Source organism: Brevundimonas sp. Root1423 (assembly GCF_001426805.1).
Map to the genome: position 1 here is coordinate 20,944 of NZ_LMFL01000013.1, position 13,223 is coordinate 34,166.

Here is a 13,223-nt window from a genome sequence, read left to right on the forward strand (position 1 = left end):
GTTCAGTACCTCAGATTCAGCGTCAGGATAGCCTGCCGCGCCGGCGCCACGTCGGCGTGGTGCACGCCGTTGGTGCGCAGGATGTACGCTTCATCGGTCGCGTTCTGGACGTTGAGCTGCAGCGAGGCTGCGTCGGTCAGGTCGTATGAAGCGAACAGGTCGAACCGGGCGTAGGCCGGCGCATGGATGCGATTGGCGCCGCCGCCGGCCCCGCCCTGGTTGCCGCCGAAGCTGTCCGACACATAGTAGGCGCCGCCGCCCAGGCTGAGCGCAGGAGTCACCCGCCAGGTCGTGAACAGGCTGAAGGCATGCTCCGGGGTATTGGCCAGCGGGTCGCCGACATTGACGTTGTTGTAGGCGCCGGAGACCAGTTCGCTGTCCATCCAGGTGTAGCCGCCGAACACCTGCCACTGGCGGGTGATATTGCCCGAGACGCCGAGCTCGATCCCCTTCACCTCGGCCTCGCCCGCCTGTTCGAACACACCGGGCGACACCTGGATCTGGGCGTTTTCGCGCTTCAGCATGAAGGCCGCCGCCGACACCGCCAGACGGTCGTTGAACAGATTGGCCTTGGCGCCGACTTCGAAATTGGTCGTTTCTTCCGGCTCCAGAACGGTGCTCAGCAGGTTGCCCGTTCCCGTGCCGCCCGAGGCGTTCTGGTCGCCGGCCGAGATCGTCGGCGGCGTCGAGGCGGTGGCCCAGGACACATAGACGCTGGAGTTCGCGCTCGGCTTGAACACCAGCCCGACCTGGTAGTTGACGAAGTCCCACGCCCGTTCCGGCAGGACCACGATCCCCGGCGTCGCCGCATTCTGCGCGTTCAGGGTCCAGACGCCGTTCGCCTGGGTCCCGGTCAGATTGGCGCCGTTGACGGTGTACTGGTCCCAGCGCACGCCAAGGTTCAGGATCAGAGTCGAGGTCAGGCTGACGCTGTCCAGCGCATAGACGCCGACGGTGTCGGTCGTGTTCCGGCTGATCGGGCCGCGGTTGATCACGCCGGCCCAGGCGTCGTCCGTGTTCGGCGCATACACCCGCGTGCAGTCGCCGGCGCCCAGATTGGCCAGGTTGGCGGCCGACATCACAAAACCGGTCGGGCAGGCCGAACCCGCGGTGGTGAAGGTCGAATACGACGCGTTTCGGTTTCTCTCGGTGGCCAGTTCCAGCCCCAGGTCGAACTCATGACCGACGCCGCCGGTCCGGAATGACCCGCGCAGGTCGGTGACATTGGCCACCGTGGTCACCGGATTCCAGCGCGACTTGGTCGCGCGCTTCATCCAGTACTCGCCGTTGATCCGCTGGGCCGGACCGCCGTCGCCGGGGTTGGTGACGATGTAGTCGTTCAGCGTCTCGGAGTAGCGGCTGACGTTCCGGAGGGTCAGATTGTCGTTGAACGCGTGCTCGAAATCGAAGGTGAAGGTGTCGACCGTATTGGTCAGATAGTCCCGGTCGTCGAGCCCGTAGAAGCTGCTGTAGGGCACATCCAGAATGCCGCTGTCGGTCGTCCGCACGCCGATCTTTGTGAACAGCGGGATGCCGTAGTCGGGCATCTGGTGCGCGGTCAGGTGATAGTAGCTGAACGTCCCGGTCGTGGCCGTTCCCAGACCCGCCGCCACCGACAGTCCGAGGCCCCATTTGTCATAGTCGACCGTATCGCGGCCCGGCACGTCGCCCTGCGACCCCATCAGGTTGATCCGCAGGCCGGCCGTTTCGCCGAGGCTCCAGTTCTGGTCGATGGTCGCCCGCACATAGCCGTCCGTCCCGACGCCGAGTCCCAGACGGGTGAAGTCGGTCAGCCGCGGGGCCTTGGAGCCCAGGTTGATGCTGCCGCCGCCCGAGCCGCGCCCCGCATAGACCGAGTCCGGCCCCTTGATGACCTCGACCTGTTCGAGGTTGAACACCTCCCGCTGCTGGCCGCCGCTGTCGCGGATGCCGTCGACGAAGACGTTGTTGCCCGACGACTGGCCGCGGATGAAGGGCCGGTCCGCCAGCGGCTGGCCCCCTTCGCCCGCGCCGAAGGTGATGCCCGGCGAGGTGCGCAGGATGTCCTGCAGCGAGGTGGCCGCGGTCTGTTCGATGATCTGTTGCGGAATGATGGTGATGGAGCGCGGGGTGTCGACCAGGGGGGCCACGAATTCAGAGCCTGTCGGCTCACGCTTCACCGGTTGGCCGTCGACCGTGATGGTCTCCAGGGTCGTCGCCTCCTGGGGTTCCCCTTCGGGGTCCGGGCCGGCCAGCGCGGGACCCGCCATCAGCATCCCGGCGGCGCTGGAGGCGAACAGAAGGGCGCGAAGGGCGTCGGCGCGGGAGGTCATGGGGCGTTCCGGAAGGCTTAAATGCGATCCGCTCGCATTATCAGCTTCACTGACCCGCGCAATGAGAATTGCGAATAAGTCGCAATATTGTTGATTCTCCCGGAGGCTCGAACGTCTTCCTGACCGGTTCGCAATCTTCGGGTGCTCGCCCTCGGTCGTTCACCTCGCCCGGCGGTGATTTACCTCGGTTTCATCTTGATTTCCTACAAGCGTGAGGATGCGTGTCCCGCTCGCCCTTTCAGTTGCGTCCGTATACGCCCGTCCGACGGCCGCCGGAGGCCCCGCCGCGAGACCGCGCCGCATGATGTCCGGCGATGTCCGGGCAGCGGCGCCCGCGCCATGACGCTGTCCGGAGCGACCCACGGCCGTCTGACCTTCCGCAATCTGCGGACCCGTCTGACCGTGCTCTACATGGGTTTGTTCGGTCTCGCCCTGAGCCTCAGCGCTGTCGCGGTGGTCACCGCCGTGACCAGCAGCGCGCGTCATACGGCACGTGAGGAAATGGCCGCCGCCGGCGCGGTCTATGGCCGGCTGTGGGACAATCGCTCGGACCTGCTCCGTCAAGCCGCGGACGGGCTGGCCGGGGACGACGGCTTCCGCCAAGCCGTCGCCGCCGCCGACACGCGGGCGGTGCGTCAGGCCCTGGAAGACCTGCGGGCCCGCCAGGGCGTCGACGGGGTCCTGGTCCTGGGGGCCGACGGCCATGTCGTCACAGCCGGAATTCATCCCGACGCCGCCGCTCTCGACGCCCTGTTCAGGGGCCTGGAGTCGGGGACGATCGAGACAGGCGTCCTGACCATCGGCGGCGCGCCGTTCCAGGTCGTCGCCGCGCCCGTCGATACGGCGGCGCCGAACGGCTGGATCGTGTCCGCGGAGCGGCTGGATGCGGCTCAGATGCGCAATCTCGAACGCCTCTCCGCCATCGCGCTCTCGGCCGCCGTCGTCGTGACGCCGGCGCGGTCCGCTCCGGAGGGACAGCCGGCGAGGGTCCAGACCGGCGAAGGGCCTTCCCTGCAACTGGCCCACCCCCTGCCCGGCTTCGATCCCGGGGCGAGGGCGGCCCTCCTGCTGACCTATCCCCTGCATCGGGTCATGGAGCCCTATGAATCGCTGTTCCTCTGGCTGTTGTGCATCGGCAGCGCCGGCCTGGCCCTGCTCATGGGCGGCGCCTGGGCCCTGTCGCGCGGACTGACCCGGCCGATCACGGCGCTGGACGAGGCCGTCCATCGCCTGCAGCAGGGCGAATACGTCGAGGCGCCGGTCACCTCCGACGACGAAATCGGCCGTCTGGCCGCCAGCTTCAACGCCATGATCGGCGATCTGAAGGACCGGGAGGCCCGGCTGACCCACATGGCCCTGCATGATCAGGAGACGGGTCTTCCCAACCGCCTGTCCCTCGAACGTCAGGCCGGCGCCCATGCCGACGCCTGGGTGATCCTGTTCGGGGTCGACCGGTTCGAGGTCGTCCGCAACGCCATTGGCTACGACTCAATGGCGCGGCTTCTGGCCGCCCTCGGCGCGCGGCTTTCGGCCCTGGCCGACGGAGCGCCCATGGCCCGCGTCGGCGCCGGCGCGCTGGGCCTGATTGTCGTCGCGACGGGCAAGGTGCAGGCGCTGGAGATGGCCGAGCGTCTGGCAGGCGCGGCCCAGGCTCCGATCAACGTCAATGGCGCGCCGGTCGATATCGCCCTGACCGCCGGCGTCGCCGGGCACGGCGCGGCCGGTTCCGACCTGATCTCGCCCGTCGATCGCGCCGCCATCGCCCTGGACCAGGCCCGCGCGGCCCGGCGCACGGCCGCGGCCTTCGACGAGGCCGCCTATGGCGATCCGGGCGGCAACCTGTCGCTGATCTCCGAACTGATGACCGCGCTCAGCGACGGCGAGGTCGCCCTCGCCTATCAGCCGAAATACGATTTCCGCGCCGAGGACGTCACCGGCGTCGAGGCCCTGATGCGCTGGACCCACCCGCGCCGCGGCGTCGTCTCGCCCGACCTGTTCATCGGCATGGCCGAGGAGACGGGCCACATCCGCCCCCTCACCGAATGGGCCATCCGCCGCGCCATCGAGGACCAGAAGATCCTGGCCGCGTCCGGCCATGTCCTGACCGTCTCGGTCAACATCTCGGGCCGCCTGCTCTCGGACGAGAATTTCGCGGACTTCGCCGTCAACGAGGTGGCGGCCTCGGGCGCCGACCTCTGTTTCGAGATCACCGAGACGGCGGTCATGGACAACCCCGAAATGGCCCTGCGCATCGTCGACCGGTTCGCCGACGCGGGCATCTCGGTCTCGCTGGACGACTATGGCTCGGGCCTGTCGTCCCTGACCTATCTGAAGCGCATCCGCGCCGACGAACTGAAGATCGACAAGAGCTTCATCCTCGGACTCGACGAGTCGGCGCGCGACGGCCTGCTGGTCAAGTCGACCATCGACCTGGCGCACGGCCTCGGCCTGAAGGTGACCGCCGAGGGGGTCGAGACGCCGACCGCCCTGGCCCTGTTGCGCGGCATGGGCTGCGACATGGCCCAGGGCTATCTTATCGGCCGCCCCGTGCCGATGGGCGCCCTTCTGGACCGCTTGGCGGCCTCGGCCGAGGGGGCCCGGGCCGCCGTCCGCTAGTCCGCCGCCACCGACTTCATCGACACCGAGGGATCGGCCAGCTTCGCCGCGTCGACGGGCGTCGCCTTGCCGATCATCATCCGCCCGGCCATGAATTCGGCCGGCGCATTGACGGCCTCGACGCACAGGATCCGGTCGCCCGCGAGGTGGAAGACGGCGAACGACGCCCCCGCTCCGGTCACGCCCGGATCGCCGCGGACGATCTGTCGATCGGCCCCGTCGGGCAGGCCTGCGATCTGAAGCTTGAGGTCGTACTGGTCCGACCAGAACCACGGAACCTCCGGCGTCGGCCCTGGCCGGCCGACGATGGCCGAGGCCGCCTGTTTGGCCTGCTCCAGGGCGTTCGGCACGCTCTCCAGACGATGCCGCCGGCCGCCGTGCACCGGAACGGGCCGGAAGGTCATGTCGCCGACGGCCCAGATGGCCGGGTCCGACGTTCGCGCCTGCTCATCCACCACGACGCCGTTGTCGCAGGCCAGACCCGCCGCGCGGGCCAGCGCGTCGCGGGCCAGGGCGCCGACCCCGACCAGCACCGCATCGGCCTCGATCAGCCGCCCGTCCGCCAGTCGAACGCCCCCGTCCTCGAAGGCCGTGACCTCCGCCCCGGTCAGGATCCCGACGCCCTCCGCGCGATGGCGGGCGGTGAAGAAGGCCGACAGGGTCGCCGACGCCACCCGCGCCAGCACCCGGTCCAGCAGTTCGATCACCACGGCCTCGGCTCCCAGCGCCCGCGCCGAGGCCGCGGCCTCGAGCCCGACATAGCCGCCGCCGACGATGGCCAGCCGCCGTCCGGGTCCCAGCGCCGCCTTCAGCCGTTCCGCATCGGCGAGGGTCCGCAGCTCCAGCAGGTCAGGCCGGTCCGCGCCCGGAATCGCCAGCCGCCGCGCCGTCGATCCGGTGGCCAGGATCAGGGCGTCATACGGTTCGACGGTCCCGTCGGCGAAACTGACGGTCCGCGCCGCCGGATCGATCGCCGTCGCGGTCACGCCGGTCCGCAGCTCGATCCCGTGTTCCGCATAGAAGACTTCGGGCCTCAGCAGCAGCGCCTCGAGATCGGCCTCGCCCTTCAGCCACGCCTTGGACAGCGGCGGCCGCTGATACGGCGCCGCCGGCTCCTCGCCCGCCAGGACGATGGGACCCTCGTGACCATACTGACGCAGCAGCGCCGCCGCCGTCCCGCCCGCGTGTCCCGCGCCGATGATGAGCACCCTGTTCGCCATTCAGGTCCTGTAGCCGGTTTTCCGGGCGGGCCGCAGCCGCCTCGCTGACCGGGTTAGGGGAAACCCGCGCGCCGGAAAACCCCGACTCTCCGGGAAACCAACAGGCGGGTCCGCTGTTATGATCGGTACCCGACAGATCGGGCAGTATTCAGTTCAGTTCCGATGAAGATCCCTCCCGAGTCCCCCTCATTTTCCAGCGAAGAGATGGAGGCCGCGGCCGAAGCCCTGAAATGGCAGGCCGCCTCCGCCCGCGCGGCCGGCGCCAAGCACCGGGCCCGCCTTGTCGATCAGCTCACGTCCCAGGCGCTCGACACCGCCTCGGACGACGACGTCCAGACGCCCGCCTGAGCCGCTTGACTGTTCCACTGTTACAGCTTAGTGGAACGCAATGAACGACAAACCCTCCAGCCAGGCGCTCGACGCGGCCGCCGACGATCGCATCGCCCTTTATGACGCCCTGCTGTCCCTGCGTTCGCGGGAAGAGCTGGACGCGTTTCTGGCCGATCTCTGCACCCCGTCGGAACTGCGCGCCTTCGCCGAGCGCTGGGCCGTCGCGCGCCTGCTCGACGCCGGCGGCAAATCCTATCGCGAGATCGCCGCAGAGGCCCAGGCCAGCCCCACCACCGTCGTCCGGGTCGCCCGGTTCCTGAAAGAGATGCCGCACCAGGGCTATCGCCTCGTCCTCGACCGCATCAAAGCCTGAGTAGAAAACCATGAGCACCGTCCAGGGCCGGCTTCGCATCGCCGTCCAGAAATCCGGCCGCCTGTCCGACCGCAGTCTCGACCTCGTCCGCGACGCGGGCCTGCGCGTGGTCAAGGGCAACAACGACCTTCTGTACCGGGTCGAGAACTATCCCATCGACCTGCTGCGCGTCCGTGACGACGACATCCCGACCTTTGTCGCGGACGGCGTCTGCGATCTCGGCATCGTCGGAGAGAATGTGCTGGAGGAGGTCCGCAACGGCGGCCCGGTCGCCGAGGTCCTGATGCCGCTCGGCTTCGGCCGCTGCACCCTGAAGATCGCCACGCCCCCGACCCTGGCCTACGACGGCCCGGCGTCGCTGGACGGCCTGCGCATCGCCACCTCCTATCCGAAGATCCTGCGCCGCTGGCTCGACGCCCGGGGGGTCCAGGCCGACATCGTCACCATGCGCGGCGCCGTCGAGGTCGCCCCGCGGCTGAAACTGGCCTCGGCTATCTGCGATCTCGTCTCCACCGGCGCGACGCTCGAGGCCAACGGCCTCTCGGCAAAGGAAACGGTGCTGGACAGCCAGGCGGTCCTGATCAAATCGCCGGTCGCCCCCGAACCCGGCCTGCAGCACCTGCTGGACAGCATCGTCGAGCGCATGGCCGGCGTGGTCTCCTCCCAGGGCGCCAAATACGTGATGCTGAACGCGCCCCGCTCGGCCCTCGACGAGATCACCGCCATCCTGCCGGGGGCGGGCGCTCCCACCGTCATGCCCCTTTCCGGCCGCGACGACGCCGTGGCCGTGCATGCGGTCTGTCAGGAGGCCGTCTTCTGGGAAACCCTGGAACGGCTGAAGGCCGCCGGGGCCTCGGCCATCCTCGTCCTCCCCATCGAGAAGATGATGTGATGAAGCGTTTCGACTGGAATGCGCTCGACGCCGCCGGCCGCGCCGCCGCCCTGGCCCGCCCGCAGCAACGCGCCGAGGCTCGCGTCGTCGACACGGTGCGCGAGATCCTCGAGGATGTCGCCGCGCGCGGCGGTCAGGCCGTCACCGACTGGAGCGTCAGGCTGGACGGCGCCCCGCCCCGCCGCATCGCCCTGACGTCCGACGTCGTCGCAGCCGCGCGCGACCGGCTGCGCCCCGCCGACACCCGTTCCATCCGCATCGCCGCCGAGAACGTCCGCATCTTCCACGAGGCCACGCGCCCGGAGGACTCGAACTGGGTCGAGATCACCCCCGGCGTCCGCTCGCGTCTGGTCTGGCGGCCGCTGCAATCGGCCGGCCTCTATGTGCCCGGCGGTTCGGCTCCCCTGTTCTCGTCCCTGCTGATGATGGCCATCCCCGCCGTCGTCGCCGGTGTCGGCCGCCGCGTTGTGGTGACCCCGCCGTCGAAGTCCGGCGAGCCGCACCCGGCCATGATCTACGCCGCCGCCGAGGCCGGTCTGGATTCGCTCTGGCTGATCGGCGGGGCCCAGGCCATCGCCGCCCTGACCTTCGGCGCCGAACTGGAAGACGGAACCATCGAACCCTGCGACAAGCTGTTCGGCCCCGGCAACGCCTGGGTGGCCGAGGCCAAGAAACAGGCGGCCTCCCGCCCCGGCGGCCCCGCCGTCGACATGCCCGCCGGCCCCTCCGAACTGCTGGTCATCGCCGACCGCCGCGCCGATCCGGTCCTCGCCGCCGCCGACCTGCTCAGCCAGGCCGAGCACGACGCCGACGCCCAGGTGGTTCTGGTCTGCGACAGCGAGCGGATGATCGACGAAATCCTCGCCGAGGTGGAAGAACAGCTGCCGTCCCTGCCGCGCGCCGACATCGCCCGCGCCTCCCTCGCCGAGGGCCGGGCCATCCGCGTCGCCGACCTCGACACGGCCTGCGCCGTCGCCAACGCCTACGCCCCCGAACACCTCGCCCTCCAGACCGAGGACGCCGACCACCGCGTGGCGCAGATCACCGCCGCCGGCGCCGTCTTCCTCGGCGCCTGGGCGGCCGAGACCCTGGGCGACTACGCCGCCGGTCCCAGCCACGTCCTGCCCACCGACGGCGCCGCTCGCACCCTCGGCGGCCTGACGACCGCCAGCTTCATGACCTCCATGTCGGTACAGAGCGTCACCGAGGCCGGGGCCGCCGAGCTGGCTCCGATCGCCGCCCGGCTGGCCCGGCTGGAGGGTCTCGAGGCCCACGCCCGCGCCGCCGATCTGAGGACCGGCGAATGAACAACCTCCCCGCTCCCTTCGCCCCTCTGGTCGCCGGCGGCGACGGCCTCGACCGCTATCCGGCCGAACCCCGCGCCCTCGCCGCGCGCATGGCCGAGGTCTATGGCGTCCCCGCCGACAGCGTCCTGCCCGTGCGCGGCCTGACCCACGGCCTCGAACTGGTCTTCCGCCTCGCCGCCCGCGACGATCAGGCGGTCGAAGCCCCCGACGCCGAGCCGTACCGCACCCTCTCCGGCCTGTACGCCGCGCCGCCCGCGAGCGCGCCCGTAGCCGCCGTCATCGTGCGCGCCCTCGGCTCGCCCGAGGCCGTGGCCGAAATGGCTGAACGCGTCGCCCCCGCCCTGCTGGTGGTCGACGAAGGTCTGGCGGAGTTCGCGGACGCCGCCTCCGCCGCGACCGTCGTCGCCGACCACGCCAACCTGATCGTCCTGCGCAGCCTGTCGCTGGCCTACGGTCTCGCCGGCGCCCGCGTCGGCGCCGCCCTGGCCCAGCCCGAAACTCTCGCCCGCCTCGCGTCTGTGCTGGAACCCTGGGCCGTGCCCGAGGTCTCGGTGCGCCTCGCCCTTCAGGCCCTCGACCCGTCGCGGATGATGGAGAGCGGCGAACGCCTCGCCGCCGTCCGCCGCGAGCGCGAGCGGCTGGTCAAGACGCTGGGCCGCGAGATGGCCGTCGAGCCCGGCTTCGGTCCCGTCATCATGGCGCGGCCCGCCGACCCTGACGCCGTCGTCGCCGCCCTCGCCCGGCTGGGCGTCGCCGCCGACAGGGCCGGCGAGCGCGTCCGCCTGCCGGTTTCCGCCAGGGTCGAGATCAACGACCGGCTTCTGACCGCCCTGGGTCTCGGCGCCGTCTCCGGTCGCCCGCACCGCACCGGCCAGGCCGTGCGCGACACGAAGGAGACCCGCATCGTCTGCGCCGTCGATCTCGACGCGACGGCCCCCATCTCCATCGCGACCGGCGTCGGCTTCTTCGATCACATGCTGGAACAGGTGGCGACCCACGGCGGCTTCTCCCTGCGCCTCGCCTGCGAGGGTGATCTGCACACCGATCCCCACCACACCATCGAGGACTCCGCCATCGCCCTGGGGCAGGCGTTGAAACAGGCGCTGGGCGATCGCCGGGGCATCGCCCGCTACGGATTCACCGTGCCGATGGACGAGGCCAACGCCTCGGTCTCCATCGACCTGTCGGGGCGGCCCTATCCGGTGTTCGAAGGGACGTTCTCGACGCCCTTCATCGGCGACTACCGCACCGACCTGACCGCCCACGTCTTCCGCTCGCTCGCCGAGGCCATGGGGGCGGCGGTCCACGTCTCGGTCACCGGCGTCGACGACCACCACAAGACCGAGGCCGTCTACAAGGCCTTCGGCCGCGCCCTGCGCCAGGCCATCCGCATCGAGGGCGACGCCGTGCCCTCGACCAAGGGCGTGCTGTGAGCGAAGTCGCCATTCTCGCCTATGGCGCGGGCAACGTCGCCTCGGTGCAGTTCGCGCTGGAGCGTCTGGGCGCGACCGTGCGCCTGACCGCGGACCCCGCCGCCGTCGCGGACGCCGAACGGCTCATCCTGCCCGGCGTCGGCGCCGCCGGCTACGCCATGTCCCGGCTCCGAGACCTGTCGCTGATCGAGCCGATACGGGCGTTTCCCCGGCCTCTGCTGGGCGTCTGCCTCGGTCAGCAACTGCTCTTCGAAACAAGCGACGAAGGCGGTTCGGTGGATCTGCTCGGCCTCATCCCGGGTCAGGTCCGGCCCCTGACCCCCGGCCGTGGTCTACCTGTCCCACATATGGGATGGTCGCGACTGTCCCGGCTCAGGGACGACCCGCTTCTGGACGGCGTCGAGGACGGCGCCTGGGCCTATTTCGTGCACGGTTTCGTTTGCCCGGACGGGCCGGCGACTCTCGCCCGCGCCGACTACGGCGGCCCGGTTCCGGCGGTGGTCCGCGCCGGGAACCGCTGGGGCTGCCAGTTCCACCCCGAGCGCTCGGCGGCGGCCGGAGCCCGCATCCTGAACAATTTCCTGGAGCTTCCCGCGTGATCGTCTACCCCGCCATCGACCTGCGTGAAGGCGTCTGCGTCCGGCTGATGCACGGGCGGTTTGACGCCGTAACCCGCTATGACGACGCCCCGGCGGCGCGCCTCGCCGGCTTCGCCGCCTCGGGCGCGCGGTGGGCGCACATCGTCGACCTCGACGGCGCCGAGGCCGGCCGCGCCATGCAGCACGCCCTGATCGGCGAGCTGGCCGGCGCGGTCGATATCCGCATCCAGTCGGGCGGCGGCGTCCGCTCCGCCGACGATGTCCAGGCCCTGCTGGACGCGGGGGTCGCCCGGGTGGTGGTCGGGTCGCTGGCGGTGTCGCAGCCCTGGACCGTCGCCGACTGGCTGACCCGGTTCGGCCCGGACCGCATCACCCTGGCCATCGATGTGAAGGCGGACGGCGACCGCTGGGCGCCCGCGCTCAAGGGCTGGACCGAGGCTGCGGAGGTGGACCTGTGGGCCGCCCTGGACCGCTACCCTCCCGGTCTGTCGCGTCACCTTCTGGTCACCGACGTCGGCCGCGACGGCGCCCTGACCGGTCCCAATATCGATCTGCTGGGCGAGATCGCCCGCCGCCGGCCGGACCTGAAGGTCCAGGCCTCGGGCGGGGTGTCGCAACTCTCCGACCTGGCCGCCGCCCGCAACGCCGGCTGCGACGGCGTCATCGTCGGCCGCGCCCTCTACGAAGGGCGCTTCACGGTCTCCGAGGCCGTGGCGGCGACGGCATGACAGCTCGCCGCATCATTCCCTGTCTCGACGTCAAGGACGGGCGCGTGGTCAAGGGCGTCCGCTTCCACGGCCACACGGACATGGGCGACGCCGCCGAACTCGCCGCCCGCTACCGCGACCAGGGAGCCGACGAACTGGTCTTCTACGACATCACCGCCAGCCCCGAGGGCCGCACCCTCGACTACGGCTGGGTCCGCGACATCGCCCGCCTGCTGGACATCCCCTTCAGCGTCGCCGGCGGCATCCGCTCGGTCGATCAGGCCGCCCGCTGCCTCGACCACGGCGCCGACAAGGTCTCGATCAACTCCCCCGCCCTCGAACGCCCGGAGCTGATCGGCGAGATGGCCCAACGGCTGGGCGGCCAGTGCGTCGTCGTCGGCGTGGATTCGAAGCGCGCCGGCGACGACTGGTTCGTACATCAGTACACCGGCGACCCCGAGGCCAGCCGCGGCGCCGGTCGCCGCACCCTGGACTGGATCGTCGAGGCCCAGACCCTCGGCGCCGGCGAGATCGTCCTCAACTGCATGGACGAGGACGGCGTCCGCCGCGGCTACGACATCCCCCAGCTGGCCGCCGCTCGCGCCTGTCTGACCGTTCCGCTGGTCGCATCCGGCGGCGCCGGCGCCCCGGTCCATTTCCTCGACGTGTTCGAACAGGCCGACGTCTCCGGCGCCCTCGCCGCCAGCGTCTTCCACACCGGGACCCTGGCCATTCCCGACCTCAAGGCGTTCCTCTCGGACGCCGGGCAGGAGATAAGACTGTGATCGACCCTGCGACCCTCGATTTCGACAAGTCCGGCGGCCTGATCCCCGTCGTCGTCCAGGACGCCGCCACCCTGCAGGTGCTGACGCTCGCCTGGATGGACCGCGCCGCCCTCGAGGAAACCCTCGCCTCCGGCGAAGCGACCTTCTTCTCCCGCTCGCGCGGCGGCCGCTGGCGCAAGGGCGAGACCTCGGGCGACCGGCTGCACGTCGTGTCGATCACGCCCGACTGCGACGCGGACTCCCTGGTCCTCAAGGTCCGCCCCGTGGGCAACGCCTGCCACCTGAACCGCATCAGCTGCTTCGGCGACGAGGACGCGCCCGGTCTCGGCCGCATCGCCCGGCTCGAGGCGACCATCGCCGCCCGCGCCGCGGCCGACCCCGCCGAAAGCTGGACCGCCCGCCTGCTGTCCGAAGGTCCCAGGCGCGCCGCGCAGAAGGTCGGCGAGGAGGGCGTCGAGACCGCCCTGGCCGGCGCCGCCGGGCCGGATTCGGAACTCGCATCCGAGGCCGCGGATTTGGTCTATCACCTGCTGGTGCTTCTTCGCGCCCGTAACATGGTGTTTCAGGACGTCCTCGACGTCTTGGCTCAACGGGCGGAAGCGGCCAGACAAAAGCCCGGTCCAGCCGGGACCTGAACGAAGGAGAGCGC

The 13,223-nt window shown here is 70.6% G+C and carries 12 protein-coding genes; 10 read left to right on the forward strand and 2 right to left on the reverse strand.

Annotation, left to right across the window (positions count from 1 at the left end; translation table 11 throughout):
- Positions 1-2: 2 nt before the first annotated feature.
- Complete coding sequence (locus tag ASD25_RS10445) at positions 3-2,312, reverse strand: TonB-dependent siderophore receptor (protein WP_055827641.1); 2,310 nt, start codon at positions 2,310-2,312, stop codon at positions 3-5.
- Positions 2,313-2,651: 339 nt separating this feature from the next.
- Between ASD25_RS10445 and ASD25_RS10450 the strand changes: the two genes are divergently transcribed.
- Positions 2,652-4,928: a bifunctional diguanylate cyclase/phosphodiesterase gene (locus ASD25_RS10450; RefSeq protein ID WP_055827638.1), complete on the forward strand. Its 2,277-nt coding sequence runs from the start codon at positions 2,652-2,654 to the stop codon at positions 4,926-4,928.
- Here the strand turns inward: ASD25_RS10450 and ASD25_RS10455 are convergent.
- A complete protein-coding gene (locus ASD25_RS10455; RefSeq protein WP_055827634.1) occupies positions 4,925-6,148 on the reverse strand; it encodes an NAD(P)/FAD-dependent oxidoreductase in 1,224 nt (407 codons plus the stop codon). The two genes, ASD25_RS10450 and ASD25_RS10455, sit on opposite strands and share 4 nt — an antisense overlap.
- A 162-nt stretch (positions 6,149-6,310) precedes the next feature.
- Between ASD25_RS10455 and ASD25_RS30355 the strand changes: the two genes are divergently transcribed.
- Genes ASD25_RS30355 through hisIE form a run of 9 tightly spaced genes read left to right on the forward strand, consistent with a single transcriptional unit; the run spans position 6,311 to position 13,209 of the window.
- Positions 6,311-6,496, forward strand: a complete 186-nt coding sequence (locus tag ASD25_RS30355) for a hypothetical protein (RefSeq protein WP_156376894.1) — start codon at positions 6,311-6,313, stop codon at positions 6,494-6,496.
- Positions 6,497-6,536: 40 nt separating this feature from the next.
- Complete coding sequence (locus ASD25_RS10460; protein ID WP_055827631.1) at positions 6,537-6,851, forward strand: YerC/YecD family TrpR-related protein; 315 nt, start codon at positions 6,537-6,539, stop codon at positions 6,849-6,851.
- A 10-nt stretch (positions 6,852-6,861) separates the two neighbouring features.
- Positions 6,862-7,743, forward strand: coding sequence for an ATP phosphoribosyltransferase (hisG, locus tag ASD25_RS10465; protein ID WP_055827628.1), 882 nt, complete (start codon positions 6,862-6,864; stop codon positions 7,741-7,743).
- Positions 7,743-9,050 carry a histidinol dehydrogenase gene (gene hisD, locus ASD25_RS10470; protein ID WP_055827625.1) on the forward strand — a complete coding sequence of 436 codons (1,308 nt, stop codon included), beginning with the start codon at positions 7,743-7,745 and terminating at the stop codon, positions 9,048-9,050. Before hisG ends, hisD begins: the two co-directional genes overlap by 1 nt.
- A complete protein-coding gene (gene hisB, locus ASD25_RS10475; protein WP_055827622.1) occupies positions 9,047-10,483 on the forward strand; it encodes an imidazoleglycerol-phosphate dehydratase HisB in 1,437 nt (478 codons plus the stop codon). Before hisD ends, hisB begins: the two co-directional genes overlap by 4 nt.
- Positions 10,480-11,082 (forward strand): imidazole glycerol phosphate synthase subunit HisH, encoded by a 603-nt coding sequence (hisH, locus tag ASD25_RS10480; protein WP_055827610.1) that lies wholly within the window; start codon positions 10,480-10,482, stop codon positions 11,080-11,082. Before hisB ends, hisH begins: the two co-directional genes overlap by 4 nt.
- Positions 11,079-11,810: a 1-(5-phosphoribosyl)-5-[(5-phosphoribosylamino)methylideneamino]imidazole-4-carboxamide isomerase gene (gene hisA / locus ASD25_RS10485; RefSeq protein ID WP_055827606.1), complete on the forward strand. Its 732-nt coding sequence runs from the start codon at positions 11,079-11,081 to the stop codon at positions 11,808-11,810. The genes hisH and hisA overlap by 4 nt, the downstream gene beginning before the upstream one ends.
- Entirely contained in the window at positions 11,807-12,574 is a 768-nt protein-coding gene (gene hisF / locus ASD25_RS10490) for an imidazole glycerol phosphate synthase subunit HisF (RefSeq protein ID WP_055827602.1), read from the forward strand. The genes hisA and hisF overlap by 4 nt, the downstream gene beginning before the upstream one ends.
- A complete protein-coding gene (gene hisIE, locus ASD25_RS10495; RefSeq protein ID WP_055827601.1) occupies positions 12,571-13,209 on the forward strand; it encodes a bifunctional phosphoribosyl-AMP cyclohydrolase/phosphoribosyl-ATP diphosphatase HisIE in 639 nt (212 codons plus the stop codon). Before hisF ends, hisIE begins: the two co-directional genes overlap by 4 nt.
- Positions 13,210-13,223: the final 14 nt, after the last annotated feature.